General features: G+C 71.4%; 21 protein-coding genes, 1 tRNA gene and 1 pseudogene. 13 read left to right on the top strand and 10 right to left on the bottom strand.

Annotated features, from left to right (window positions below):
• Positions 1-308 precede the first annotated feature (308 nt).
• From acs to ACSU6M_RS18680, 5 genes and pseudogenes are all read left to right on the top strand, one after another.
• Entirely contained in the window at positions 309-2,264 is a 1,956-nt protein-coding gene (gene acs, locus ACSU6M_RS18700) for an acetate--CoA ligase (RefSeq protein WP_437070892.1), read from the top strand.
• Positions 2,265-2,445: 181 nt separating this feature from the next.
• A complete protein-coding gene (gene nhaA / locus ACSU6M_RS18695; RefSeq protein WP_437070891.1) occupies positions 2,446-3,873 on the top strand; it encodes a Na+/H+ antiporter NhaA in 1,428 nt (475 codons plus the stop codon).
• A gap of 78 nt (positions 3,874-3,951) precedes the next feature.
• Positions 3,952-4,439 (top strand): annotated as a pseudogene (locus tag ACSU6M_RS18690) (phage holin family protein).
• Positions 4,436-5,374 carry an alpha/beta fold hydrolase gene (locus ACSU6M_RS18685; protein WP_437070890.1) on the top strand — a complete coding sequence of 313 codons (939 nt, stop codon included), beginning with the start codon at positions 4,436-4,438 and terminating at the stop codon, positions 5,372-5,374. Before ACSU6M_RS18690 ends, ACSU6M_RS18685 begins: the two are co-directional and overlap by 4 nt.
• Positions 5,375-5,562: 188 nt before the next feature.
• Positions 5,563-5,745 carry a hypothetical protein gene (locus tag ACSU6M_RS18680; protein WP_437070889.1) on the top strand — a complete coding sequence of 61 codons (183 nt, stop codon included), beginning with the start codon at positions 5,563-5,565 and terminating at the stop codon, positions 5,743-5,745.
• A 50-nt stretch (positions 5,746-5,795) separates the two neighbouring features.
• On the opposite strand, the gene ACSU6M_RS18675 is transcribed toward ACSU6M_RS18680, so the two are convergent.
• The 3 genes from ACSU6M_RS18675 to nth form a co-directional block, all read right to left on the bottom strand.
• Positions 5,796-6,995, bottom strand: a complete 1,200-nt coding sequence (locus tag ACSU6M_RS18675; RefSeq protein ID WP_437070888.1) for a MarP family serine protease — start codon at positions 6,993-6,995, stop codon at positions 5,796-5,798.
• Positions 6,996-7,113: 118 nt separating this feature from the next.
• On the bottom strand, positions 7,114-7,803 hold the full coding sequence (locus tag ACSU6M_RS18670) for an NUDIX hydrolase (RefSeq protein ID WP_437070887.1): 690 nt from the start codon (positions 7,801-7,803) through the stop codon (positions 7,114-7,116).
• A 178-nt stretch (positions 7,804-7,981) separates the two neighbouring features.
• Positions 7,982-9,067: an endonuclease III gene (nth, locus tag ACSU6M_RS18665; protein WP_437070886.1), complete on the bottom strand. Its 1,086-nt coding sequence runs from the start codon at positions 9,065-9,067 to the stop codon at positions 7,982-7,984.
• Between the two features lie 354 nt (positions 9,068-9,421).
• Here nth and ACSU6M_RS18660 point away from each other — a divergent pair, with 354 nt between their 5' ends.
• Positions 9,422-10,096: a Crp/Fnr family transcriptional regulator gene (locus ACSU6M_RS18660; RefSeq protein WP_029382547.1), complete on the top strand. Its 675-nt coding sequence runs from the start codon at positions 9,422-9,424 to the stop codon at positions 10,094-10,096.
• 110 nt (positions 10,097-10,206) lie between these two features.
• On the opposite strand, the gene ACSU6M_RS18655 is transcribed toward ACSU6M_RS18660, so the two are convergent.
• The 4 genes from ACSU6M_RS18655 to ACSU6M_RS18640 all read right to left on the bottom strand — a co-directional run bounded on the left by ACSU6M_RS18655 (position 10,207) and on the right by ACSU6M_RS18640 (position 12,718).
• Entirely contained in the window at positions 10,207-11,037 is an 831-nt protein-coding gene (locus tag ACSU6M_RS18655; protein WP_437070885.1) for an MBL fold metallo-hydrolase, read from the bottom strand.
• Positions 11,034-11,999, bottom strand: coding sequence for an NUDIX hydrolase (locus ACSU6M_RS18650; protein ID WP_437070884.1), 966 nt, complete (start codon positions 11,997-11,999; stop codon positions 11,034-11,036). Before ACSU6M_RS18650 ends, ACSU6M_RS18655 begins: the two co-directional genes overlap by 4 nt.
• Positions 12,000-12,092: 93 nt before the next feature.
• Positions 12,093-12,560: a RidA family protein gene (locus ACSU6M_RS18645; protein WP_437070883.1), complete on the bottom strand. Its 468-nt coding sequence runs from the start codon at positions 12,558-12,560 to the stop codon at positions 12,093-12,095.
• Positions 12,557-12,718, bottom strand: coding sequence for a DUF4177 domain-containing protein (locus ACSU6M_RS18640; protein ID WP_003975360.1), 162 nt, complete (start codon positions 12,716-12,718; stop codon positions 12,557-12,559). The genes ACSU6M_RS18645 and ACSU6M_RS18640 overlap by 4 nt, the downstream gene beginning before the upstream one ends.
• A 173-nt stretch (positions 12,719-12,891) precedes the next feature.
• Between ACSU6M_RS18640 and ACSU6M_RS18635 the strand changes: the two genes are divergently transcribed.
• Together ACSU6M_RS18635 and ACSU6M_RS18630 are read left to right on the top strand one after the other, a co-directional pair.
• Positions 12,892-13,869 carry an ArsA family ATPase gene (locus ACSU6M_RS18635; RefSeq protein ID WP_437070882.1) on the top strand — a complete coding sequence of 326 codons (978 nt, stop codon included), beginning with the start codon at positions 12,892-12,894 and terminating at the stop codon, positions 13,867-13,869.
• Positions 13,866-15,200 carry an ArsA family ATPase gene (locus ACSU6M_RS18630; RefSeq protein ID WP_437070881.1) on the top strand — a complete coding sequence of 445 codons (1,335 nt, stop codon included), beginning with the start codon at positions 13,866-13,868 and terminating at the stop codon, positions 15,198-15,200. Before ACSU6M_RS18635 ends, ACSU6M_RS18630 begins: the two co-directional genes overlap by 4 nt.
• Positions 15,201-15,331: 131 nt before the next feature.
• Here ACSU6M_RS18630 and wblA read toward each other — a convergent pair whose 3' ends face one another.
• Complete coding sequence (wblA, locus tag ACSU6M_RS18625; protein WP_402493800.1) at positions 15,332-15,670, bottom strand: transcriptional regulator WblA; 339 nt, start codon at positions 15,668-15,670, stop codon at positions 15,332-15,334.
• 406 nt (positions 15,671-16,076) lie between these two features.
• Here wblA and ACSU6M_RS18620 point away from each other — a divergent pair, with 406 nt between their 5' ends.
• Positions 16,077-18,350 carry a transglycosylase domain-containing protein gene (locus ACSU6M_RS18620; protein ID WP_437070880.1) on the top strand — a complete coding sequence of 758 codons (2,274 nt, stop codon included), beginning with the start codon at positions 16,077-16,079 and terminating at the stop codon, positions 18,348-18,350.
• 129 nt (positions 18,351-18,479) lie between these two features.
• Here ACSU6M_RS18620 and ACSU6M_RS18615 read toward each other — a convergent pair whose 3' ends face one another.
• Positions 18,480-18,944, bottom strand: a complete 465-nt coding sequence (locus ACSU6M_RS18615; protein ID WP_437070879.1) for a GatB/YqeY domain-containing protein — start codon at positions 18,942-18,944, stop codon at positions 18,480-18,482.
• 347 nt (positions 18,945-19,291) lie between these two features.
• On the opposite strand from ACSU6M_RS18615, the gene ACSU6M_RS18610 reads away from it, so the two are divergent.
• The 3 genes from ACSU6M_RS18610 to ACSU6M_RS18600 all read left to right on the top strand — a co-directional run bounded on the left by ACSU6M_RS18610 (position 19,292) and on the right by ACSU6M_RS18600 (position 21,226).
• Positions 19,292-20,218, top strand: a complete 927-nt coding sequence (locus ACSU6M_RS18610) for a metallophosphoesterase (RefSeq protein WP_437070878.1) — start codon at positions 19,292-19,294, stop codon at positions 20,216-20,218.
• A gap of 114 nt (positions 20,219-20,332) precedes the next feature.
• A complete protein-coding gene (locus ACSU6M_RS18605; RefSeq protein WP_437070877.1) occupies positions 20,333-21,118 on the top strand; it encodes a Pr6Pr family membrane protein in 786 nt (261 codons plus the stop codon).
• Positions 21,119-21,152: 34 nt separating this feature from the next.
• Positions 21,153-21,226, top strand: a tRNA-Pro gene (locus ACSU6M_RS18600).
• Positions 21,227-21,477: 251 nt separating this feature from the next.
• On the opposite strand, the gene ACSU6M_RS18595 is transcribed toward ACSU6M_RS18600, so the two are convergent.
• The gene (locus tag ACSU6M_RS18595; protein WP_437070876.1) at positions 21,478-22,455 is read right to left on the bottom strand and encodes a winged helix-turn-helix domain-containing protein; all 978 of its coding nucleotides are present in this window, start codon (positions 22,453-22,455) and stop codon (positions 21,478-21,480) included.
• 89 nt (positions 22,456-22,544) lie between these two features.
• Here ACSU6M_RS18595 and ACSU6M_RS18590 point away from each other — a divergent pair, with 89 nt between their 5' ends.
• Entirely contained in the window at positions 22,545-23,834 is a 1,290-nt protein-coding gene (locus ACSU6M_RS18590) for an MFS transporter (protein WP_437070875.1), read from the top strand.
• The last annotated feature ends 11 nt before the right edge of the window (positions 23,835-23,845 follow it).

Below are 23,845 nucleotides of genomic sequence, written 5' to 3'. Positions count from 1 at the left end.
CACCACACGCCCACCCCCCACTGAACCACCCCCCACCCCCGTCCGTGGGAACCGTCGAAGCCCCGGTCACGGCGAGCGGAACGCGGGAGTCCGACCCGCGTCCGAGCCGGGACACGGGGTCCGTACAAAAGCCCGGACGTGGACCCGGACATGGCCGCCCCTGTAAGACCTGGATGCGAGCCCGTGCGGAGCCGGACTCGCCTCCACACAGGTCTAAACCAATTCTCCGTCGACCCTTGTCAGCGGCCCCTCGGGTCTGATGAGCTGTGGCCTGGGACACAACGGACACCCTGAGAAAGGGAGATGTCGTGAGCAACGAGAGCCTGGCCAACCTCTTGAAGGAGGAGCGACGCTTCGCGCCGCCCGCTGACCTGGCCGCGAACGCCAACGTCACGGCCGAGGCGTACGAACAGGCCAAGGCTGACAGGCTCGGTTTCTGGGCCGCTCAGGCCCGGCGCCTGACCTGGGCCAAGGAACCGACCGAGACCCTCGACTGGTCCAACCCGCCGTTCGCCAAGTGGTTCAAGGACGGCGAGCTGAACGTCGCCTACAACTGCGTGGACCGGCATGTGGAGGCGGGGCACGGCGACCGGGTCGCCATCCACTTCGAGGGCGAGCCGGGCGACAGCCGCGCCATCACCTACGCCGAGCTCAAGGACGAGGTGTCCAAGGCGGCCAACGCGCTGCTGGAGCTGGGTGTCCGCAAGGGCGACCGGGTCGCCGTCTACATGCCGATGATCCCGGAGACGGCCGTCGCGATGCTGGCCTGCGCCCGCATCGGTGCCGCGCACTCCGTGGTCTTCGGCGGCTTCTCCGCGGACGCGCTGGCCACCCGTATCCAGGACGCCGACGCCAAGGTCGTCATCACCGCCGACGGCGGCTACCGGCGCGGCAAGCCGTCCGCGCTGAAGCCGGCCGTGGACGAGGCGCTGGGCAAGGTGGACAACGTCGAGCATGTGCTCGTGGTCCGCCGCACCGGCCAGGAGGTGGCGTTCACCGAGGGCCGGGACGTGTGGTGGCACGACGTCGTGGGGCGGCAGTCCGCCGAGCACACCCCGGAGGCGTTCGAGGCCGAGCACCCGCTGTTCATCCTCTACACGTCCGGTACGACGGGTAAGCCGAAGGGCATCCTGCACACCTCCGGTGGCTACCTCACCCAGGCCGCGTACACCCACCACGCCGTCTTCGACCTCAAGCCGGAGACCGACGTGTACTGGTGCACGGCGGACGTCGGCTGGGTGACCGGGCACTCGTACATCGTCTACGGGCCGCTCGCCAACGGCGCCACACAGGTCATGTACGAGGGCACGCCGGACACCCCGCACCAGGGGCGGTTCTGGGAGATCGTGCAGAAGTACGGGGTGACGATCCTGTACACGGCGCCCACCGCGATCCGTACGTTCATGAAGTGGGGCGACGACATCCCCGCGAAGTTCGACCTGTCCAGCCTCCGCGTCCTCGGTTCGGTCGGCGAGCCCATCAACCCCGAGGCGTGGATCTGGTACCGCAAGCACATCGGCGCGGACCGGACCCCCATCGTGGACACCTGGTGGCAGACGGAGACCGGCGCGATGATGATCTCGCCGCTGCCGGGCGTCACCGAGACCAAGCCGGGCTCCGCGCAGCGCCCGCTGCCCGGCATCTGCGCGACCGTCGTCGACGACGAGGCCAACGAGGTGCCCAACGGGGGCGGCGGCTACCTGGTGCTGACCGAGCCGTGGCCGTCGATGCTGCGCACCATCTGGGGCGACGACCAGCGGTTCCTGGACACGTACTGGTCGCGCTTCGAGGGCAAGTACTTCGCCGGTGACGGGGCGAAGAAGGACGACGACGGCGACATCTGGCTGCTGGGCCGGGTGGACGACGTGATGCTGGTGTCCGGGCACAACATCTCCACCACCGAGGTCGAGTCCGCGCTCGTCTCGCACCCGTCCGTCGCCGAGGCGGCCGTGGTCGGCGCGGCGGACGAGACGACGGGCCAGGCGATCGTGGCGTTCGTGATCCTGCGCGGTACGGCGGCGGAGACCGAGGACCTGGTCGCGGAGCTGCGCAACCACGTGGGTGCCACACTCGGCCCGATCGCCAAGCCCAAGCGGATCCTGCCGGTGGCCGAGCTGCCCAAGACCCGCTCCGGCAAGATCATGCGCCGCCTGCTGCGGGACGTCGCGGAGAACCGTCAGCTCGGTGACGTCACCACGCTGACCGACTCCACGGTCATGGACCTCATCCAGGCGAAGCTCCCGGCGGCGCCCAGCGAGGACTGAGCCGCACCGCACCGCAGAACGGGCACCCGGCGCTCGTACCCCGCGCCGGGTGCCCGTTCTGCGCCTACCGTGGACTCGACGGGCCACTCCCGCCACATCTTAGGTAAACTAAACAAAAAGGTGTGCCGGGAAGACTGGTCGGCGACTGCTCCGTGCTGCCCACCGACCCGGAGGTCCCGCCGTGACCGCGCCCCGCACCACCCCCCGCAAGGTCCTCGGACGCCTGTCCCTGCCCGAGCGGCGCTATGTGGCGGACGCGCTGCGCACCGAGACGGTCGGCGGCGTCCTGCTGCTGATAGCCGCGGTGGCCGCGCTGCTCTGGGCGAACATCCCCGCCCTGCACGACAGCTACGAGAGCGTCGCCCACCACCACTTCGGCCCCGAGGCCCTCGGCCTGGACCTCTCCGTCGCCCACTGGGCCGCCGACGGCCTCCTGGCGATCTTCTTCTTCGTGGCCGGCATCGAGCTCAAGCGCGAACTGGTCGCCGGAGACCTGCGCGACCCCAAGGCCGCCGCGCTGCCCGTCGTCGCCGCGCTGTGCGGCATGGCGGTGCCCGCGCTGGTCTACGTCCTGACCAACACCGCCGGTGACGGCTCCCTCAAGGGCTGGGCCGTGCCCACCGCCACCGACATCGCCTTCGCGCTCGCGGTGCTCGCGGTCATCGGCACCTCCCTGCCCAGCGCCCTGCGGGCCTTCCTGCTCACGCTGGCCGTCGTCGACGACCTGTTCGCCATCCTGATCATCGCGGTCTTCTTCACCGACCAGCTGGACTTCGCCGCGCTCGGCGGCGCGGTCGCCGGCCTCGTCGTCTTCTGGCTGCTGCTGCGCAAGGGCGTACGCGGCTGGTACGTGTACGTCCCGCTGGCGCTGGTGATCTGGGCGCTGATGTACAACAGCGGCGTCCACGCCACCATCGCGGGCGTCGCCATGGGCCTGATGCTGCGCTGCACCCGCCACGAGGGCGAGGAGCACTCCCCCGGCGAGGACATCGAGCACCGGGTGCGCCCGCTGTCGGCCGGGCTCGCCGTGCCGCTGTTCGCGCTGTTCAGCGCGGGTGTGACGGTGTCCGGCGGCGCGCTCGGCGATGTCTTCACCCAGCCCGAGACGCTCGGCGTGGTCCTCGGCCTGGTCGTCGGCAAGACGCTCGGCATCTTCGGCGGCACCTGGCTGACCGCCCGCTTCACCCGGGCCTCGCTCAGCGACGAGCTGGAGTGGGCCGACGTCTTCGCCGTCGCCACGCTCGCCGGGATCGGGTTCACCGTGTCGCTGCTGATCGGCGAGCTGGCGTTCGAGGACGACACGGCCATGGCGGGCGAGGTCAAGGCCGCCGTCCTGGTGGGCTCCCTGATCGCGGCGACGCTGGCCACGGTCCTGCTGAAGATACGGAACGGCAAGTACCGGCGCCTCTACGAGGCCGAGGAGCGCGACGACGACCTCGACGGCGTGCCCGACATCTACGAGCTGGACGAGCCGGACTACCACCTCCGTATGGCCGCGATCCACGAGCGGAAGGCGGCCGAGCACCGCAGGATCGCGGAGGAGATGGCCACCGCGCGGCGTGCCGAAGGGGCGGGCGGGGCAGGCGAGGAGGGGGACCGTCCGGCATGATCTGACGGGACGGTACAAAAGACACGGCACCGCCCCCGTCACAAGACGGCACGGCCCAGTCAGAAGAGGGAGTCCGCGATGAGCGCACCCGACGGCAACCCGGTCGGCTCCGAACGCAGCATCGGCCAGCTGTTCGCCTCCGCGACGGCCGAGTTGTCGGCTCTGGTGCACGACGAGATCGCGCTGGCGAAGGCGCAGCTGAAGCAGGACGTCAAGCGCGGCGCGGTGAGCGGCGGCGCGTTCACGATCGCCGGCGCGGTGCTGGTGTTCTCCCTGCCGATGCTGAACTTCGCCCTCGCCTACGGCATCCGCACCTGGAGCGGCTGGAACCTCGCCCTCTGCTTCCTGCTGTCCTTCGCGGCGAACGTGCTGGTCGCCGCCGTGCTCGCGCTGATCGGCGTGCTGTTCGCCAAGAAGGCGGCGCGGGGCAAGGGCCCGCAGAAGGTCGCCGCGTCGATGAAGGAGACGGCGGCGTCCTGCAGAAGGCCAAGCCGCACCCGCGGCCCGCGCTGGAGCAGGACCGGGCGCCCGAGGCCATCGAGGTTGTGGCACGCTCGTCGTCATGACGGACCCCGCCACTCCCCCCGCCCAGCCCGCCTCGGTCGTACGACCGGACGGGCCCTGGACGCACCGCGAGGTCGCCGCCAACGGCGCGCGTTTCCACATCGCGGAGCTCGGCGACGGCCCGCTCGTGATGCTGCTGCACGGCTTCCCCCAGTTCTGGTGGACCTGGCGGCACCAGCTGACCGCGCTCGCCGACGCCGGTTTCCGGGCCGTGGCCATGGATCTGCGCGGCGTCGGCGGCAGCGACCGCACCCCCCGCGGCTACGACCCCGCCAACCTCGCGCTCGACGTCACCGGTGTCATCCGCTCCCTCGGCGAGCCCGACGCCGCCCTGGTCGGGCACGACCTGGGCGGCTACCTCGCCTGGACGGCGGCCGTGATGCGGCCCAAGCTGATCCGCCGGCTCGCGGTGGCCTCGATGCCGCATCCGCGGCGCTGGCGCTCGGCGATGCTCGCCGACGTCAGACAGACCGCCGCGAGCTCCTACATCTGGGGCTTCCAGCGGCCCTGGATCCCCGAGCGGCAGCTCGTCGCCGACGACGCGGCGCTGGTCGGGCGGCTGATCCGGGACTGGTCCGGCCCCCGGCTGCCGGAGGACGAGGCGGTGACGACGTACCGGCGGGCGATGTGCATCCCCTCGACGGCGCACTGCTCCATCGAGCCGTACCGCTGGATGGTGCGCTCGCTGGCGCGGCCGGACGGCATCCAGTTCAACCGGCGGATGAAGCTGCCCGTGCGGGTGCCGACGCTGCATCTGCACGGCTCGCTCGACCCGGTGGTGCGCACCCGCAGCGCGGCCGGCTCCGGCGAGTACGTCGAGGCGCCCTACCGCTGGCGGCTGTTCGACGGGCTCGGGCACTTCCCGCACGAGGAGGACCCGGTGGCCTTCTCCACCGAGCTCATCAACTGGCTCAAGGACCCCGAACCGGACCGCTGACGGCATACGGCTCGCCCGAACGGGCACCCGGCACCCCGGCGTTGCGGTCTGCCGGAGTGACGGCACCGGTGCGCCCGGTACCCGAACACGGAACACCTGTCCTACGAACGGCCACTTGCCCGGCGCATAGGCCAATTGGGGGGCACGGACGCGGTTATCGACCTTCGGGCGGGGGCAGACGTCGGGGTATGGGCTGGACGCACGACTACAGTGACGCAGCACGCAACCGCCGCTCGGGCAACTCCCTGAGCTCCCACCAGCGCGGCGCCCCGCCGTTGCAGGAGAGCTCCGACCCCCGGGTGGGCATTCCGCGCATCCTGCGCCGCCGGGCCCGCTGGGTCTCGGTGCGCCTGCGCCATCCCCGCGGCTGACCGAGCCGCCGCTTCCGGCATCTCCCCTACGACGGTCCGCGCGGCCGGCGCTACATCGCGCAGCTGTCGCTGTCGACCTCCTGGGTCGCGGTGCGGCCCTCGGCGATGTCCTCGGCGATCTCGTCCACGGTCAGGGCGTAGCCGGTCTCGGCGTCGTCCAGGGACTTCGCGAAGACCACGCCGTAGACCTCGCCCTCGGGGGTGAGCAGGGGGCCGCCGGAGTTGCCCTGGCGGACGATCGCGTACAGCGAGTACACATCGCGGCGCACGGTGCCGCGGTGGTAGATGTCCGGGCCGTCGGCCGGGATCCGCCCGCGCACCCGTGCCGCGCGCACGTCGTACGCGCCGTTCTCCGGGAAGCCGGCGACGATCGCGTCGTCGCCGCTCTCGGCGTCGGTGGAGGTGAACTTCAGCGCGGGCGCGTCCAGGTCGGGCACGTCCAGGACGGCGATGTCGCGCTTCCAGTCGTACAGGACGACAGTGGCGTCGTAGCGGCGGCCCTCGCCGCCGATCTGCACGGTGGGCTCGTCGACGCCGCCGACGACATGGGCGTTGGTCATCACCCGGCGGTCGTCGAAGACGAAGCCGGTGCCCTCCAGGACCTTGCCGCAGCTGTCGGCGGTGCCCATCACCTTCACGATGGACCGCTTGGCGCGCACGGCCACGGCGCTGTTGGCGAGGGCCGGGTCCGGCGGGCGCACATCGGTGATGGGCTCGTTGGCGAAGGGGCTGAAGACCTGCGGGAAGCCGTTCTGCGCGAGGACCGAGGTGAAGTCCTGGAACCAGGTGTCGGCGGCGTCGGGCAGCACCTCCGACACGCCGAGCAGCACCTTGGAGTTGCGGACCTCCTTGCCCACCGTCGGCATGGTGGTCTGCGCGAGGGCGGAGCCGATCAGCCAGGCGACCAGCAGCATGGCGACCACATTGACCAGGGCGCCGCCGGTGGCGTCCACGGCGCGGGCCGGGGACCAGGTGATCTGCCGGCGCAGTTTGTTGCCGAGGTGGGTGGTCAGGGCCTGGCCGACCGAGGCGCAGACGATGACGATGATCACCGCGACGACGGCGGCGCCCGTACTGACCTCGGTGTTGTCGGTCAGGGCGTCCCAGATGACGGGCAGGGTGTAGACGGCGACCAGGCCCCCGCCGAGGAAGCCGATCACCGACAGGATGCCGACGACGAAGCCCTGGCGGTAGCCGACGATCGCGAACCACACGGCGGCGACCAGCAACAGGATGTCCAGCACGTTCACTGCTTCGGGCCTCGCCTCGTCATCTTCCGTACCTTTCGGACGGCCCGGTGTCCGGTCCGCCGCGCAGCGTCACACGGCCCAGTCTCCCCCGGACCGGCACCGCACAGACGTCACCCTGTCATGCGCGCCAGTCGAGCGGGACCTGCCGGGCGCGGTCCCAGGGGCGCTCCCAGCCCGAGTAGTGCAGCAGACGGTCGATGACACCGGCCGTGAAACCCCAGACCAGGGCCGATTCCACCAGGAATGCCGGGCCGTGGTGGCCGCTGGGGTGGACGGTGGTGGCGCGGTTGGCGGGGTCCGTGAGATCCGCCACGGGCACGGTGAACACGCGCGCGGTCTCGTTCGGGTCGACCACGCCGACCGGGCTCGGCTCGCGCCACCAGCCGAGCACCGGGGTGACCACGAAGCTGCTGACCGGGATGTACAGCTTGGGCAGGACGCCGAAGAGCTGGACGCCGGCCGGGTCGAGCCCGGTCTCCTCCTCGGCCTCGCGCAGCGCCGCCCGCAGCGGCCCGTCGGTCGCCGGGTCGCCGTCCTCGGGGTCCAGGGCGCCGCCGGGGAAGGACGGCTGCCCGGCGTGCGAGCGCAGGGTGCCGGCACGTTCCATCAGCAGCAGCTCCGGGCCCCGCGCGCCCTCGCCGAAAAGGATCAGCACGGCGGACTGCCGCCCCGCCCCGTCCTTCGGCGGCAGGAAGCTGCTCAGCTGGAGCGGCTCCACCGTCTCCACGGCGTGCACCACCGGATCCAGCCAGGCGGGCAGGCCCTCCTTGCTGAGCGTCACACCCTGCGTATGGCTCGCGCGTGTCATCGCCACCCCCGTTCCACCCGTTCCAACGCCCGGACCCGCCGTGATCGTTCCCCCGCGCGGCCCGGTGGATACGGCGGCCTCCGCATCCGGGGACCCGAGGGCGTCCGCGTCCGGGAACACAACGGCCTTTCCGTCCGGGGATGCGGCGGCCTCCCCGTCCGGGGATGCGGCGGCCTCCTCATCCGGCCCCCAGCGGCGGCGCGGGCCTGCCGCCCGCGTCCAGATACGCCTGCGGCGGGTTCAGGCGCTGGCCGGGCAGCCCGCCCTTCTCGTACTTCAGCAGCTTCTTCGCCTTCTCCGGATCGGTCTCGCCCTCGCCGTACGCCGGGCAGAGCGGGGCGATGGGACAGGCGCCGCAGGCGGGCTTGCGGGCGTGACAGATACGGCGGCCGTGCCAGATGACGTGGTGCGAGAGGTCGGTCCAGTCGCTCTTGGGGAACAGCGCGCCGACGGCGGCCTCGATCTTGTCGGGGTCGGTCTCCTCGGTCCACTGCCAGCGCCGCACCAGCCGCTGGAAGTGCGTGTCGACGGTGATGCCGGGCCGCCCGAAGGCGTTGCCGAGCACCACGAACGCCGTCTTGCGGCCGACGCCGGGCAGCTTGACCAGGTCTTCGAGCCGCCCGGGCACCTCGCCGCCGAACTCCTCCACCAGGCCCTTGGACAGCCCTATGACCGACCTGGTCTTGGCCCGGAAGAAGCCGCAGGGCCGCAGGATCTCCTCGACCTCCTCCGGGTTGGCGGCGGCCAGGTCCTCGGGGGTGGGGTACTTCGCGAACAGGGCCGGAGTGGTCTGATTGACCCTCAGGTCGGTGGTCTGCGCCGACAGCACGGTGGCGACCAGCAGTTGGAAGGGGTTCTCGAAGTCCAGCTCCGGGTGGGCGTACGGGTAGACCTCGGCGAGCTCGCGGTTGATCCGGCGGGCGCGGCGGACGAGAGCCGTGCGGGACTCGCTGCGAGGCGAGCGGGCGGCGATCGTCTTCGCGGGCGGGGCCTTCACGGCGGCGGTGGCGTCGGCCTTCTTGGCCACGACGGCGGGGGTCTTCTTGGCGGCGCCGGTGGTCTTCTTCAGGGGGGCCACCGCCTTCTTCGCGGTGCTGGTCGCCTTCTTCTCGGTGCCGGCGGTCTTCTTCGCGGCCGCCTTCTTGGCAGTGCCGGGCGCCTTCTTCGCGGTGCCGGTCGCTTTCTTCGCAGCGCCGACCGTCTTCTTCGCAGCCGCCTTCTCGGCAGCACCGGGCGCCTTCTTCGCGGCCGCCGTTTTCTTCACAGCCGCCGCCTTCTTCCCTGTCGTCCGTTTCGTCGCTTCTGTCGGCTTGCTACCGCCGTCAGTGGTCTGTTCGCCCACAGCGGAATCCCGCCGTACAACCATCCGCCCAGCCCCCTCGGCCTGCGCTCTCACCGGCGTTTTGGACACCCGGCCAGCCTACGACCCGGCACCGACATCCGCCCCGGACCGCGAAGATCGGCCCCCAATTGGACCCCTGGCGCTTAACAGCGGACACCAGTGCGGCATCCTTGTGACAGATCACACTGTTTGGACCGTCCGGCAAAATGGGCACCACGGTCCCCTGGTACACCGGGGGAACAAGATCCCCTGAGCAGGTCGACAAGGAGAGAACTCGTGGACGACGTTCTGCGGCGCAACCCGCTCTTCGCTGCTCTCGACGACGAGCAGGCCGCCGAGCTTCGCGCCTCCATGAGTGAGGTGACCCTGGCGCGGGGCGACTCCCTGTTCCACGAGGGCGACCCGGGCGACCGGCTCTACGTGGTGACCGAGGGCAAGGTCAAGCTGCACCGCACCTCGCCCGACGGCCGCGAGAACATGCTCGCCGTCGTGGGCCCCGGCGAGCTGATCGGCGAGCTGTCGCTGTTCGACCCGGGCCCGCGCACCGCGACCGCCACCGCGCTGACCGAGGTCAAGCTGCTGGGCCTCGGCCACGGCGACCTCCAGCCCTGGCTGAACGCCCGCCCCGAGGTGGCCGCCGCACTGCTGCGCGCCGTCGCCCGTCGGCTGCGCAAGACCAACGACGCCATGTCGGACCTGGTCTTCTCCGACGTCCCCGGCCGTGTGGCACGCGCCCTGCTGGACCTCTCGCGCCGCTTCGGCGTGCAGTCCGAGGAGGGCATCCACGTCGTCCACGACCTCACGCAGGAGGAGCTGGCCCAGCTGGTCGGCGCCTCGCGCGAGACGGTCAACAAGGCGCTCGCCGACTTCGCCCAGCGCGGGTGGCTCCGCCTGGAGGCCCGCGCGGTGATCCTGCTGGACGTGGAGCGGCTCGCCAAGCGCTCCCGGTGAGCCCCGCCCGCTGAGGACCGCGGTGCCACTGCGCTCGCCGACCGACACGGTGGTCCCATGAGCGCATCGGTTCGCCGCACGGCCTCGGGTGTCAGCCGGGGGCCGCGCGGCTAGATCAGGCCGTGCTCCTCCAGGTACTCCATCTGCGCCCGGACCGACAGTTCGGCCGCCGGCCACAGGGAGCGGTCCACATCGGCGTAGACGTGGGCGACGACCTGCTGGGGCGTGCGGTAGCCGTCCTCGACGGCCGTCTCGACCTGGGCGAGCCGGTGGGCGCGGTGGGCGAGGTAGTACTCCACGGCGCCCTGGGCGTCCTCCAGGACCGGCCCGTGGCCCGGCAGGACGGTGTGCACGCCGTCGTCGACCGTGAGGGACCTCAGACGGCGCAGGGAGTCCAAATAGTCGCCGAGGCGCCCGTCGGGGTGCGCCACGACCGTCGTACCGCGGCCGAGGATCGTGTCGCCGGTGACGACGGCCCGGTCGGCGGGGAGGTGGAAGCACAGGGAGTCGGCGGTGTGCCCGGGCGTGGGGACGACCCGCAGCTCCAGTCCGCCGACGGCGATGACGTCCCCGGCCCCGAGGCCCTCGTCGCCGAGCCGCAGCGCCGGGTCGAGGGCACGCACGCGCGTGCCGGTCAGTTCGGCGAACCGGGCGGCACCCTCGGCGTGGTCCGGGTGGCCGTGGGTGAGCAGGGTCAGGGCGATCCGCCTGCCCGCCTGCTCGGCGGTGTCGACGACCCGGCGCAGATGGCCCTCGTCCAGCGGACCCGGGTCGACCACCACGGCCAGGTCGGAGTCCGGTTCGGCGAGGATCCAGGTGTTGGTGCCGTCCAAGGTCATCGCGGACGGATTGGGAGCCAGCACGTTCACCGCGCGCGCGGTGGCCGGGCCGGACAGGACCCCGCCACGGGGCTGGCCGGGAAGGGCGGCGGCGTCGGTCATGAGGGGGCTCCACCGGTCGGGATGTGCGTCGGGGGCTGCCGGGTGCCCGTCGTAGGGGGCGCCGAATCCGTCGGAGCGGGCGCCGGATCCGTCGGAGCGGGCGCCGAATCCGTGGGGACGTGCTTGGTGAACTCGTCGTGCCCCGGCCAGCTCAGGACGATCTCCCCGCCCTCCAGACGGGCCTGGGCCAGCACCGGGCTCATGTCCCGGCCGGGCGCGGCCGCGAGCGCCTCCGCGGCGCTGCCGTACGCCATGAGCTGGCGCAGGGTCGCGATGGTGGGCGGCATCATCAGCAGCTCGCCCTTGTCGTACCCGGCGGCCGCCTCCGCCGGGCGGATCCACACCGTGCGGTCCGCCTCCGTGGAGACGTCACGGGTGCGCTGCCCGGCCGGCAGGGCGGCCACGAAGAACCAGGTGTCGTAGCGGCGCGCCTCGAACTCCGGGGTGATCCAGCGGGTCCAGGCGCCCAGCAGATCGGAACGCAGCACCAGGCCGCGCCGGTCGAGGAACTCGGCGAAGGACAGCTCGCGGGCGACCAGGGCCGCGCGGTCGGCCTCCCAGTCGTCGCCGGTGGTGTCGCCGACGACGGTGTCCGCGGTGCTCCCGGCGAGCAGCACGCCGGCCTCCTCGAACATCTCGCGCACGGCAGCGCAGACGACGGCCTGGGCGCCGCGCTCGTCCACGCCGAGCCGCTCGGCCCACCACGCGCGCGTGGGGCCCGCCCAGCGGATCTGGTGGTCGTCGTCGCGCGGGTCCACACCGCCGCCCGGGTACGCGTACGCGCCTCCGGCGAAGGCCATGGAGGCGCGTCTGCGCAGCATGTGCACGGCCGGGCCGTCCGGCCCGTCCTTCAGGAGCATGACGGTGGCCGCGCGCTTGGGAGGCACAGGGGTGAGCGTGCCGTCCGCGAGCGCGCGGATCCTCTCCGGCCACTCCGGGGGGTACCACTGACCGTTCGCCATGGTCCGGAGGCTATCCGGTGGCGGGCGGATGTTCGAGAGGGAACGATCACCCGCGCGGGAACGGCCCCCTCGCGCCTCGGCCGGGCACGGCCGTCACGCCTCGGTCAGCTCCACCTGGATCTCGACCTCGACCGGCGCGTCCAGCGGCAGCACCGCGACGCCCACCGCGCTGCGCGCGTGCACGCCCTTGTCGCCGAGGACCTCGCCGAGCAGCTCGCTGGCGCCGTTGAGGACGGCGGGCTGGCCGGTGAAGTCGGCGGCGGAGGCGACGAAGCCGACGACCTTCACGACGCGCTTGACGCGGTCCAGGTCACCGGCGACGGACTTCACGGCCGCCAGCGCGTTCAGGGCGCAGGTGCGGGCCAGGTCCTTGGCCTCCTCCGGGGTGACCTCCGCGCCCACCTTGCCGGTGACCGGGAGCTTGCCCTCGACCATGGGCAGCTGGCCGGCGGTGTACACGTACACGCCGCTCTGCACGGCCGGCTGGTACGCGGCCAGCGGCGGCACGACCTCCGGCAGCGTCAGCCCCAGCTCGGCGAGCTTCGCCTCGACCGCGCTCACGCCTGCTTCTCCCGCTTCAGGTAGGCCACGAGCTGCTCCGGGTTGTTCGGCCCGGGCACGACCTGGACGAGCTCCCAGCCGTCCTCGCCCCAGGTGTCCAGAATCTGCTTCGTGGCATGGACGAGCAGCGGCACGGTTGCGTATTCCCACTTGGTCATGGGCCGACTGTAGCCGCTGCGACGGGCGGTGCCGCGCCGGGTGGGCGCGGGGGCCTCCAGCACCCCTCCGCCACGGCCCCGCAGGGTCACGGAACCGTTTCTCCACAGGTTCGGGCCCCCCGTTGTCCACAGCCTTTGATTGTCACGCCGTCCGAATGGTTACGCTCGAAGGCGTGAGCAGGCTCCAGGTCGTCAGCGGCAAGGGCGGGACCGGTAAGACGACGGTCGCCGCGGCCCTAGCACTGGCCCTGGCCACGGAGGGGAAGCGGACGCTCCTCGTCGAGGTCGAGGGCAGGCAGGGCATCGCACAGCTCTTCGAGACGGAGGCGCTGCCCTATGAGGAGCGCAAGATCGCCGTCGCGCCCGGGGGCGGGGAGGTGTACGCACTCGCCATCGACCCCGAACTGGCCCTGCTGGACTACCTCCAGATGTTCTACAAGCTGGGCAGCGCCGGCCGCGCCCTGAGGAAACTGGGCGCGATCGACTTCGCCACCACCATCGCGCCCGGCCTCAGGGACGTCCTGCTGACCGGCAAGGCATGCGAGGCGGTCCGGCGCAAGGACAAGAGCGGGCGGTTCGTCTACGACTACGTCGTCATGGACGCGCCCCCGACGGGGCGGGTCACCCGTTTCCTCAACGTCAACGACGAGGTCGCGGGCCTGGCCAAGATCGGCCCGATACACAATCAGGCGCAGGCCGTGATGCGGGTGCTGAAGTCCCCGGAGACGGCCGTGCACCTGGTGACGCTGCTGGAGGAGATGCCGGTCCAGGAGACCGCCGACGGCATCGCCGAACTGCGCGCCGCACGGCTCCCGGTGGGCCGGGTCATCGTGAACATGGTCCGCCCCGAGGTGTTGGACGCGGCCGATCTGGAACTCGTACGGACCCTGCCGCGCACCGCGCTCGCGCGGTCGCTGTCGGCCGCGGGGCTCGGCGGGGCGCGGCGGGGCGGGAACGCCGAGCGGCTGGTGGACCCGCTGCTCGACCAGGCCGAGGAGTACGCCGAGCGGTACGCGCTGGAGCAGGAGCAGCGGGCCGTCCTCGGCGAGCTGGGCCTACCGCTGCACGAACTGCCGCTGCTGGCCGAGGGCATGGAGCTGGCGGGCCTGTACGAACTGGCCACCGAACTGCGGAAGCAGGGGATCGCATGAGCGCGGAGACCGTCCCGGAGCGTCATCTGTCCGCCCCGCGCGCGCTGGACCTCGATCCGCTGCTCGACGACCCGAAGACCCGCATCGTGGTGTGCTGCGGTTCGGGCGGCGTCGGCAAGACCACCACCGCGGCCGCGCTGGGCCTGCGCGCCGCCGAGCGGGGCCGCAAGGTCGTGGTCCTCACCATCGACCCGGCCCGCCGGCTCGCGCAGTCCATGGGCATCGACTCGCTCGACAACACCCCGCGCCGGGTGAAGGGCGTCGAGGGCGACGGCGAGCTGCACGCGATGATGCTGGACATGAAGCGCACCTTCGACGAGATCGTCGAGGCGCACGCGGACGCCGAGCGGGCGGCCGCGATCCTGAACAACCCCTTCTACCAGTCGCTCTCCGCGGGCTTCGCCGGCACCCAGGAGTACATGGCGATGGAGAAGCTGGGCCAGCTGCGCTCACGCGACGAGTGGGACCTGATCGTCGTCGACACACCGCCGTCGCGTTCGGCGCTGGACTTCCTGGACGCGCCCAAGCGGCTCGGCTCCTTCCTGGACGGCCGGCTGATCCGGCTGCTGACGGCTCCGGCGAAGCTGGGCGGCCGGGCGGGGATGAAGTTCCTCAACGTCGGCATGTCGATGATGACCGGCACGCTCGGCAAGCTGCTGGGGGGTCAGCTGCTGAAGGACGTCCAGACGTTCGTGGCCGCGATGGACACGACGTTCGGCGGGTTCCGCACCCGCGCGGACGCCACGTACAAGCTGCTCCAGGCGCCCGGCACGGCGTTCCTGGTGGTCGCCGCGCCCGAGCGGGACGCGCTGCGGGAGGCCGCGTACTTCGTGGAACGGCTGGCCGCCGAGAACATGCCGCTGGCGGGTCTGGTGCTCAACCGGGTGCACGGCAGTGGCGCCGCCCGGCTGTCGGCCGAGCGGGCGCTCGCCGCCGCGGAAAATCTTGAGGAGCCCCGCATTGTGGATCAGCCGGACGGGAAAGCTGGAGTTCGTAACTCCCCCGATCCAGACGGCAGTTCGGCTCTCCCGGCGTCATCCCCCGCGACCGGGTCCGACCCGTCCGGCACCCAGACCGACCCCGCTCCCGACCGGTCCGCGGACGCACTGGCCGCGGGCCTGCTGAGACTGCACGCGGACCGTATGCACCTGCTCTCCCGAGAGCAGCGCACACGGGACCGCTTCACCGCGCTCCACCCCGAGGTGGCGGTGACCGAAGTGGCCGCGCTGCCCGGCGACGTGCACGACCTCGCGGGGCTGCGGGACATCGGAAACCGGCTCGCGGCCGGTCGGCCGGAGCTGCCCGACAGCGACCGCCCGGACGCCGGGTGAGGCGAGCCGCGGTGCGACGACACCGGTGAGGTGCCGCGCGGCACAGGGATGCCGTGGGATGCCGGTGAGTGCGGCCGCGGCGTGTGGACGCCGGTGAGCGGCCGCGACCGTGAGGGTGCCGACGGGCGCCCTCAGCCCACCGCCGCGTAGTTCTCGTACACCTGGTCGTCGTCGAGGGGCACCAGGCCGGCCCCACGCTCGTACTCCGTACGAGCCGTCTCCAGCAGCCGGCGCCAGGAGGTGACGGTGGGCCGCCTGCGCAGCAGCGCGCGGCGCTCCCGTTCCGTCATGCCTCCCCACACGCCGAACTCGACGCGGTTGTCGAGCGCGTCGGCCAGGCACTCGGTCCGCACCGGGCATCCGGTGCACACCGCCTTGGCCCTGTTCTGCGCTGCTCCCTGAACGAACAGTTCATCCGGATCGGTAGTGCGGCAGGCCGCCTGCGCACTCCAGTCGGTTACCCAGCCCATACCGGCGCCGTCCTCTCCCGAATCGAGGCTCCCCCACGGCGGCAGCGGCATATTCACCGCCGCCAGTTGAGGACGTTACGGAAGGTGGGCACAGCGCAACACCCCCTTCGGGCCCAATCTTGAATGGCCCGAACGGACTATGCGTAAGCGGCAGATCACCCGCGGGAGTGAGCCCGCGACATGCAGGACATTCCCGGCGTTCAGGGCAGTTCAGTTGAGTCACAACGGACGCCAGGTGACACACAAGGCGGATTCGGACACGCCCCCGGCAAAAAGTCGGAGCACGTCCGGAACGATTCGGGGTCGCCGGACGTATTGATACATGGCCGCACTGCTGTGACAGTTGAGAGCAGCTTAGGCCAAGGCATATACGCCTGTCCGGCGAATGAGAACGTAGGCTGCCCCTATGCCAAAGAAGCCCTCAGGCGGTGGTCTGTCTCCGACGCAGCAGGCCGCCAAGTTCCTCGGTGTCAGCGTGCTGGCCGGCGCCGTCATGGCCGGTATCGCGCTGCCGGCCGTCGGCGCGCTGGGGCTGGCGGCCAAGGGGTCGGTGGAGAGCTTCGACGAGCTCCCGGCCAATATGAAGACGCCGCCGCTGAGCCAGCGCACCACGATCCTCGACGCCCAGGGCGGCACCATCGCCACGGTGTACTCGCGCGACCGCACGGTGGTCGAGCTCAAGGACATCTCGCCGTACATGCAGAAGGCGATCGTCGCGATCGAGGACGCCCGCTTCTACCAGCACGGCGCGGTGGACCTGAAGGGCATCCTGCGCGCCCTGAACAAGAACGCGCAGAGCGGCGAGGTCGCCGAGGGCGCCTCCACCCTCACCCAGCAGTACGTCAAGAACGTCTTCGTCGAGGAGGCCGGCGACGACCCCACCAAGGTCGCCCAGGCCACCCAGCAGACCCTCGGCCGCAAGATCAAGGAGCTGAAGTACGCGATCCAGGTGGAGGAGGAGCTCGGCAAGAAGAAGATCCTCGAGAACTACCTGAACATCACGTTCTTCGGCCAGCAGGCATACGGCGTCGAGGCCGCCTCCCGGCGCTACTTCTCCAAGAACGCCAAGGACCTCGACCTGGAGGAGGCCGCCCTCCTCGCGGGCATCGTCCAGTCGCCCAGCCGCTACGACCCGGTCAACGACGAGCAGGAGGCCACCAAGCGCCGCAACACCGTCCTCCAGCGCATGGCCGAGGTCGGCGACATCTCCCAGGCGGAGGCGGACGCGGCCAAGGAAAAGCCGCTCGGGCTGAACGTCAGCCGCCCCAAGAACGGCTGCATCACCGCCGTGAAGGGCGCCGGCTTCTTCTGCGACTACGTCCGCGCGGTGTTCCTGAGCGACCCGGTCTTCGGCAAGACCAAGGAGGACCGGGCCAAGATCTGGAACCAGGGCGGCCTGGTCATCCGTACCACCATGGACCCGCAGGCGCAGGACGCGGTGCAGCAGTCCGTCAAGGACCACGTCTACCAGGACGACGAGGTGGCGACCGCCGCCACCATCGTCGAGCCCGGCACCGGCAAGATCCTCGCCATGGGCCAGTCCCGCCCGTACGGCTTCGGCAAGAACGAGACGCAGATCAACCTGTCGGTGGACCAGGCGATGGGCGGCGGCGTCGGCTACCAGCCCGGTTCGACGTTCAAGCCGATCGTGGCGGCGGCGGCCATAGAGGGGGGCATGCCGGCGACGAAGGTGTACGGGTCGCCGTACGAGATGGAGTACCCGAGCCCGATCGCCCAGTGTGACGGCAAGAGCTGGAACGAGAAGGGCGTCAAGCTCACCAACGAGAACGAGTCCGAGGTCGGCCCGTACGACATGAAGGAGGCGACGGCGAAGTCCGTCAACACCTACTTCGTCGAGATGATCGCCGAGATCGGCGTCTGCCCGGTCATCGAAATGGCCAGGAAGATGGGCGTCGAGCGCGCCGACGGCGGCGAGCTGCAGCAGGGGCCGTCCATCGCCCTGGGCACCGAGGAGATGTCCCCGCTGACCATGGCGAACGGCTACGCCACCTTCGCCGCGCGCGGGATGTACTGCACCCCGGTGGCCATCGAGTCGATCACCCAGCGGATCGGCGGGGAGAGCAAGTCCCTCGAAGTGCCGAAGTCGACCTGCTCGCGCGCGATGTCCGAGAACACCGCCGACACCATCAACACCCTGCTGAGGGGCGTGGTCGAGGACGGTACGGGTACCCAGGCGGGCCTGGACAGCCGTGAGAGCGCCGGCAAGACCGGTACCACCGACGAGCGCTACGCCGCCTGGTTCGTGGGCTACACCCCGAACATGTCCGGCGCGGTCTGGGTCGGCGACCCGGCCCACCAGCGCAAGATGGAGGGCATCAGCATCGGCGGCGTCTGGCACGACAAGGTCTTCGGTGGCCGGGTGCCGGGCCCGATCTGGAAGTCGATGATGTCCGGCGCGCTGGAGGGCAGGGAGGCTCCCCCGTTCAACTACGTCCACATCCCCGACGCCCCGCAGAAGCGGGACCGGGACAGGGGCCGCGGTGACGAGGACGGCAACAACGGCGACGACAACGGTGGCGCCGGCGGCGTGACCGGCGGCGGCACGGACGGCGGTACCTTCCCCGAGCCCTCCTTCTCCATCCCGGAGGGCTTCATCCAGGGCAACGACGGCGGTCCCGGCAACGGGAACGGCCATGGCAACGGTGGGAACTGGCCGTGACGGGTCGCTAGGCCCGTGACGGGTCGACAGGCATACGACAGTGGGGGCGCCCTTCTCGGGAGGGGCGCCCCCACTGTCGTACGGCGTGGGACCTGTAGTTGCCGCTGGGCGGGCGGGGGACCTGGCCGGTCAGCCCGCGAGCAGCTTCTTGACCGTGGCGGCGACGCGGCCGCCCTCGGCCTGGCCGGCCACCTTCGGGTTCACGATCTTCATGACCGCGCCCATGGCCTTCGGGCCCTCGGCACCGGCAGCCTTGGCCTCCTGGACGGCCTGGGCGACGATCTGCTCCAGCTCCTCGTCGGACAGCTGCTTGGGCAGGTACGCGGCGAGGACCTCGCCCTCCGCCTTCTCCCGCTCGGCCTGCTCGGCGCGGCCGCCCTGCGCGAATGCCTCGGCCGCCTCGCGGCGCTTCTTCGCCTCGCGGGTGAGGACCTTCTGGACCTCGTCGTCGGAGAGCTCGCGCTTCTCCTTGCCCGCGACCTCCTCCTTGGTGATCGCGGCGAGCGTCAGCCGGAGCGTCGAGGAGCGGAGCTCGTCGCGCTCCTTGATCGCGGCGTTGAGGTCTTCCTGCAGCTTCGACTTGAGCGTGGTCATGACTTGATTGTCGCAGGTACGGAGGGAGGACCGCCCGCGCATTTCCGGCGGGCGGGGGTTTTGCGGGGTGGGGGCGGGGCGGGGGCCGGGCTGTGCTGGGGCTGTGCTCGGCCGGGGCTCGGCCGGGGCTCGGCCGGGGCTCCTTGAGGGGCGGAGCTGTGCCGAGGCGGCGGGGATTCCGGGAGGGGCGGGCTCGGGGCGGCCGGGAGACCGGGGAGCTCCGGGAGGCGGGGGCTCCGGCAGGCCGTGGGCTCCGGAGGCCGTCGGGTCGGTCAACGGCCGTGCCGGGACGGGCGTTGGGAGGGAGGCTGTCCGGACGTACCCGCAGGGTCTGACACGATGGACACATGCGCGCGCGATACGGAGTACCCCTCGGCATCACGGCGGTCGCGGCCGCCGGTCTGGTCTACTCGGCGGGTTTCGAGGCCCGCTCCTTCCGCCTCCGACGGGTCACCGTCCCGGTGCTCCCCGCGGGGATGCGACCGCTGCGCGTCCTGCATGTCTCCGACATCCACATGGTCAGCGGCCAGCGCAAGAAGCAGCGCTGGCTGCGCTCGCTGGCGGGCCTGCGCCCCGACTTCGTGATCAACACGGGTGACAACCTGTCCGACACGGAGGGCGTGCCGGAGGTGCTGGACGCGCTCGGGCCGCTGATGGAGTTCCCTGGGGCGTATGTCTTCGGCTCGAACGACTACTACGGACCGAGGCTGCGCAACCCCGCTCGCTATCTGATCGAGAAGGTCCAGGGGCGACACGGCCTGAACGGCAACGCCCCGGTCGTCGGCGCGATCCACAACCCCTGGGAGGACCTGCGCGACGGCTTCGACGCCGCGGGCTGGCTGAACCTCACGAACACGCGGGGCGTGCTGAAGGCCGACGGCGTGTCGATCGAGCTCACGGGCGTGGACGACCCGCACATCAAGCGGGACCGGTACGAGCGGGTGGCCGGCGGCCCCTCGGGCGACGCGGACTTCGCGATGGGCGTGGTCCACGCGCCGTACCTGCGCAGCCTGGACGCCTTCACCGCCGACGGCTACCCCCTGATCCTCGCCGGCCACACCCACGGCGGACAGCTCTGCCTGCCCTTCTACGGCGCCTTCGTCACCAACTGCGACCTGGACACGGACCGGGTCAAGGGCCTGTCGACGCACACCGCGGGGGGCCGTACGGCCCATCTGCACGTCTCCGCGGGCTGCGGCACGAACCGCTACACGCCGGTACGTTTCGCGTGCCCGCCGGAGGCGACGTTGCTGACGTTGGTCGGCCGGAAGTAGGGCGGGAGGGCACCCGCGGGGCCGCCCGCGGGCCACCCCTCGCCAGGGAAGGGGACGTACCCCACACGGCCCACCCACCGCGCCCGATCTGCCCGTTTTGCCTAGCGTGAGGGTATGACCGCCCCGATACCCAGGGACATCCCGGACCTCCCCGCGGTCCCGGGCATCCCCGCGCTGCTGCCCTCACCCGTCCCGGCCTCGGCCGTGGTGGCGCCGGTACGCCGGCCCCTCACGGCCGTCTTCCGCCTGCTGATCGCGCTTCTGGCGGCCGGCGGCGTGACCATCGAGCTGCTCCTGAGCAGCCCGCTGCGCGTCCTGAGCTTCTTCACCGTCCAGGCGAACATCCTGCTGGCCCTGGCCCTCGTCGTCTCGGCCCGCCGCGCCTGGACCGCCCGCCGCCCGCTGCCGGGCGCGGTCACCGGAGCGGCGCTGCTCTACGTCGTGATCGCCGCGCTGGTGTACCACCTGGTGCTGGCGAACACGGCGACCCCGTTCTCGATGACGGACACCGCGGCGGCACCGACGGGCTGGCACGCGGTCGCCCACCACATCCTCCACACGGTGGCCCCTGCGGCCGCCGTCCTGGACTGGCTGCTCCTGACGGCCCCCGGCCGCCTGCACGTCCGCCAGGCACCGGCCTGGCTCCTCTACCCGGCCGCCTACCTGGCCTTCTCCCTGATCCGCGGCGAACTCCTCCTCCCCGGCACCCCCGGCCGCTACCTCTACTCCTTCCTCGACGTCGACGCCCACGGCTACAAGAGCATCCTCGGCAACGCCCTCCTCCTCGGCCTCTCCTTCTACGCCCTGGCCGTCCTCCTCGTCGCCCTCGACCACCTCCGCCCCAACCCGATCCGCCACCGCGCCAAAACCGGATTTCGTCTCCAGCCACCAGTGGGCTAAAGTAAACGTCGTCGCCGCGACAAGCAGCGACGATCGGGGTGTAGCGCAGCTTGGCAGCGCGCTTCGTTCGGGACGAAGAGGTCGTGGGTTCAAATCCCGCCACCCCGACAGTGAAGTACCAGGTCAGGGGCCTGATCCGCTTAGCGGGTCGGGCCCCTGAGTGGTTCCGGGGGCCATTTTGGGAGCCATTTGGGAGCCAAGTTCGAAATCCGGCTCCCCGGCGGCTCCCATGGACGTGATCGTGGGCCGTCGGCCCAGGCGTCGCCACGGACTGCACGGATGGCCTGCTCGACAAACCGCCCCCCTCCCCGGCCAGGACTGAGGACGAGCCGACAACCGTCGGCCCTATGCGTACGGGCTCAGCCCGAACCGGCGACCAGCGCCTCGCCGAGCGGGGTGCGCCGGTAGAGCACCGACCGTCCGGACCGGGCGCGGACGAGCAGCCCCGCGCCTCGCAGGATTCCGAGGTGGTCTCCAACCGCGCCGGGTGCCATGGCGAGGCTTCGGGCGAGGTGGCTGGTACTGGCCGGGACGTCCAGCGCCAACAGCAGCCGGGCTCGGGCCCGGCCGACCAGAGCGGTCAGCGCGTCCGGTGGGGGGACGGTCGCCTGTTCGCCCCACAGGGCGGCGGTGCCGCGAGCACGATAGACCAAGGTCCTGGGCCAGGGGGCGTCCAGGTGGGCGGCGACATGCCCGACGAAGACCGAAGGGATCAGCAGCAGCCCGTCGCCGGCGAGGCGGACTGTTCCGCCTCGGAAGAAGCCGATCTCGAGACCGCCGGCGTGCCAGGCGATGCCCGGGTGCAGGCTCTCGATGGTCGTGGCCCATCCGTGTTCGCCGATCACACCCACCCGGTGCACGACATCGCGCTCACAGATCGCGCGCAGTTGCGGCCAGTCCGTGGCGAGCAGTTCGTGCCACGCCTGGTCCATCACCTCGGCGATCCTGGAGACGGCGTCCGTGGAGTCCAGCACTGCGCGTACGCGGGGATCACGGGCGGACGGGCCGGTCGCGGTGGTGGCGATTTCGTGGCGGGCCGCTTCCAGCGGTGTGGCCCGGATCATGGCCAGGTCGTCTGCCCAGGTCTGGTTGAGGCCGCGGGGGGGCGGGGCGACGAAGCTCGGTCCGGATTGCGGGTTGTGCAGAGCGAGGACGGCGTCCAGTTCGGTCTCGCGGCGAAGCCGTTCAAAGGCCGGCAGAAGCCGGGCGGCCCAGGCTCCCGGCAGCGGCCGGTCCTGCCCGGCGAGCGAGCGCAGCAGCAAGCAGAGGTCCAGCGCGGGCGATAGTGCGAAGCGGCTGCGCAGCAGGTCCTCGACGGAGACTTCGAAGCGGAGCACCTTGCGATGCTACCGCCGGACGTCTGTTCCGATTCGTCCAGCGACGAATCATTGGTGAGTGGTGTGGGCGCACGGCGAGGCTGCGCGTCATGACCCCAACCGCCCAACCCGCGCAGGGCAACCACCGTGCCACCTATCGGGAGGTGCTGGCCGAGCAGCGATTCCGGCTGCTCTTCACGACCCGCGCCGTCGCGATCACTGCGGGCTCGCTGCGGATCACCACGTTCTCGGTGCTGGTCTTCGCGGCCACCGGCTCCGCGCTGTTGAGCGCACTGGCCTTCGGCATCGGCTTTCTCCCGCAGCTGTTCGGCTCGCTGCTGCTGGGCTCACTGGCCGACCGACTGCCGCCCCGCGCGCTCATCGCCGGCGGCTACGCCTTGGAGTGCGCCGCCACCCTGCTGCTCGCCCTGGTGCAGATGCCGATCGCGGCAAGCCTCGGTGTCGTGGCGCTGGTCGCCCTCGCCACACCGGTGTTCGGCGGCGCGTCGAGTCGGCTGGTCGCGCAGTGGCTAAAGGGCGACGCCTATGTACTGGGCCGTTCACTGAACAACATCGCCTCCTCCGGCGCGCAATTGTTCGGTCTGGCGCTGGGAGGTGCGGTCGTCGCGGTACTCGGCCCGCACCGGGCGCTCGCGGTGAGCGCCGCCCTCTACCTCGGCTGCGCCCTCGCCATCCGCATCCGGCTACCCCGGCTGGAGCCGGGAGAGTTCGGCGGCACACCCGGCAGCGCCCGGGGCGATGGCGGGGCCGTCCGGGCAAGCCTGCACGGTGCCGGCCTGCTGCTGCGCGGACACACGGTACGACGACTGATGCTGGCCCAGTGGCTACCGCCCGCGTTCGTAGCCGGCGCGGAAGGTCTGATCGTCGCCTACGCGGGAGGACGCCACTTCGCGCCCGGCTGGTACGCGGTGCTGATGGGCTGTCTGCCGATCGGCATGCTGGTCGGTGACCTGCTGGTGGGTCGACTGCTACGGCCACCCATCCGGGAGCAACTGGTAGTCCCGTTGATCGCGCTGACGGGACTGCCGTTGGTCGGCTTCGCCACCGAGCCCGGAGTGGGCGTCTCGTCCTGTCTGCTGCTGCTCTGCGGCTTCGGATTGGCCTACGGTCTCGGCCTGCAACGGCCGTTCCTGGACGCCCTGCCGCAGGATGGCCAGGGCCAGGCTTTCGGTCTGCTCGGCTCCGGCAGCATGACGCTGCAGGGCGTCGGGCCGGCCTGCTTCGGCTCGGTGGCCGCAGGCATCGGAACAGGCGACGCAATCGCCCTGGCAGGCGGCGCGGCGGTGCTTACCGCCGGCTGGATTCTCACCTGGCACCCGCCCACCTCCCCGGCCCTCGTCCCGAACTACTCAACGGGATCCGAGAACGGCAAGTCCTGAGCCTCGGCTCT

Origin of the sequence: Streptomyces sp. enrichment culture (genome assembly GCF_964272895.1) — a bacterium.
Taxonomy (GTDB): domain Bacteria; phylum Actinomycetota; class Actinomycetes; order Streptomycetales; family Streptomycetaceae; genus Streptomyces.
This window is presented reverse-complemented; position numbering and strand designations above follow the sequence as displayed.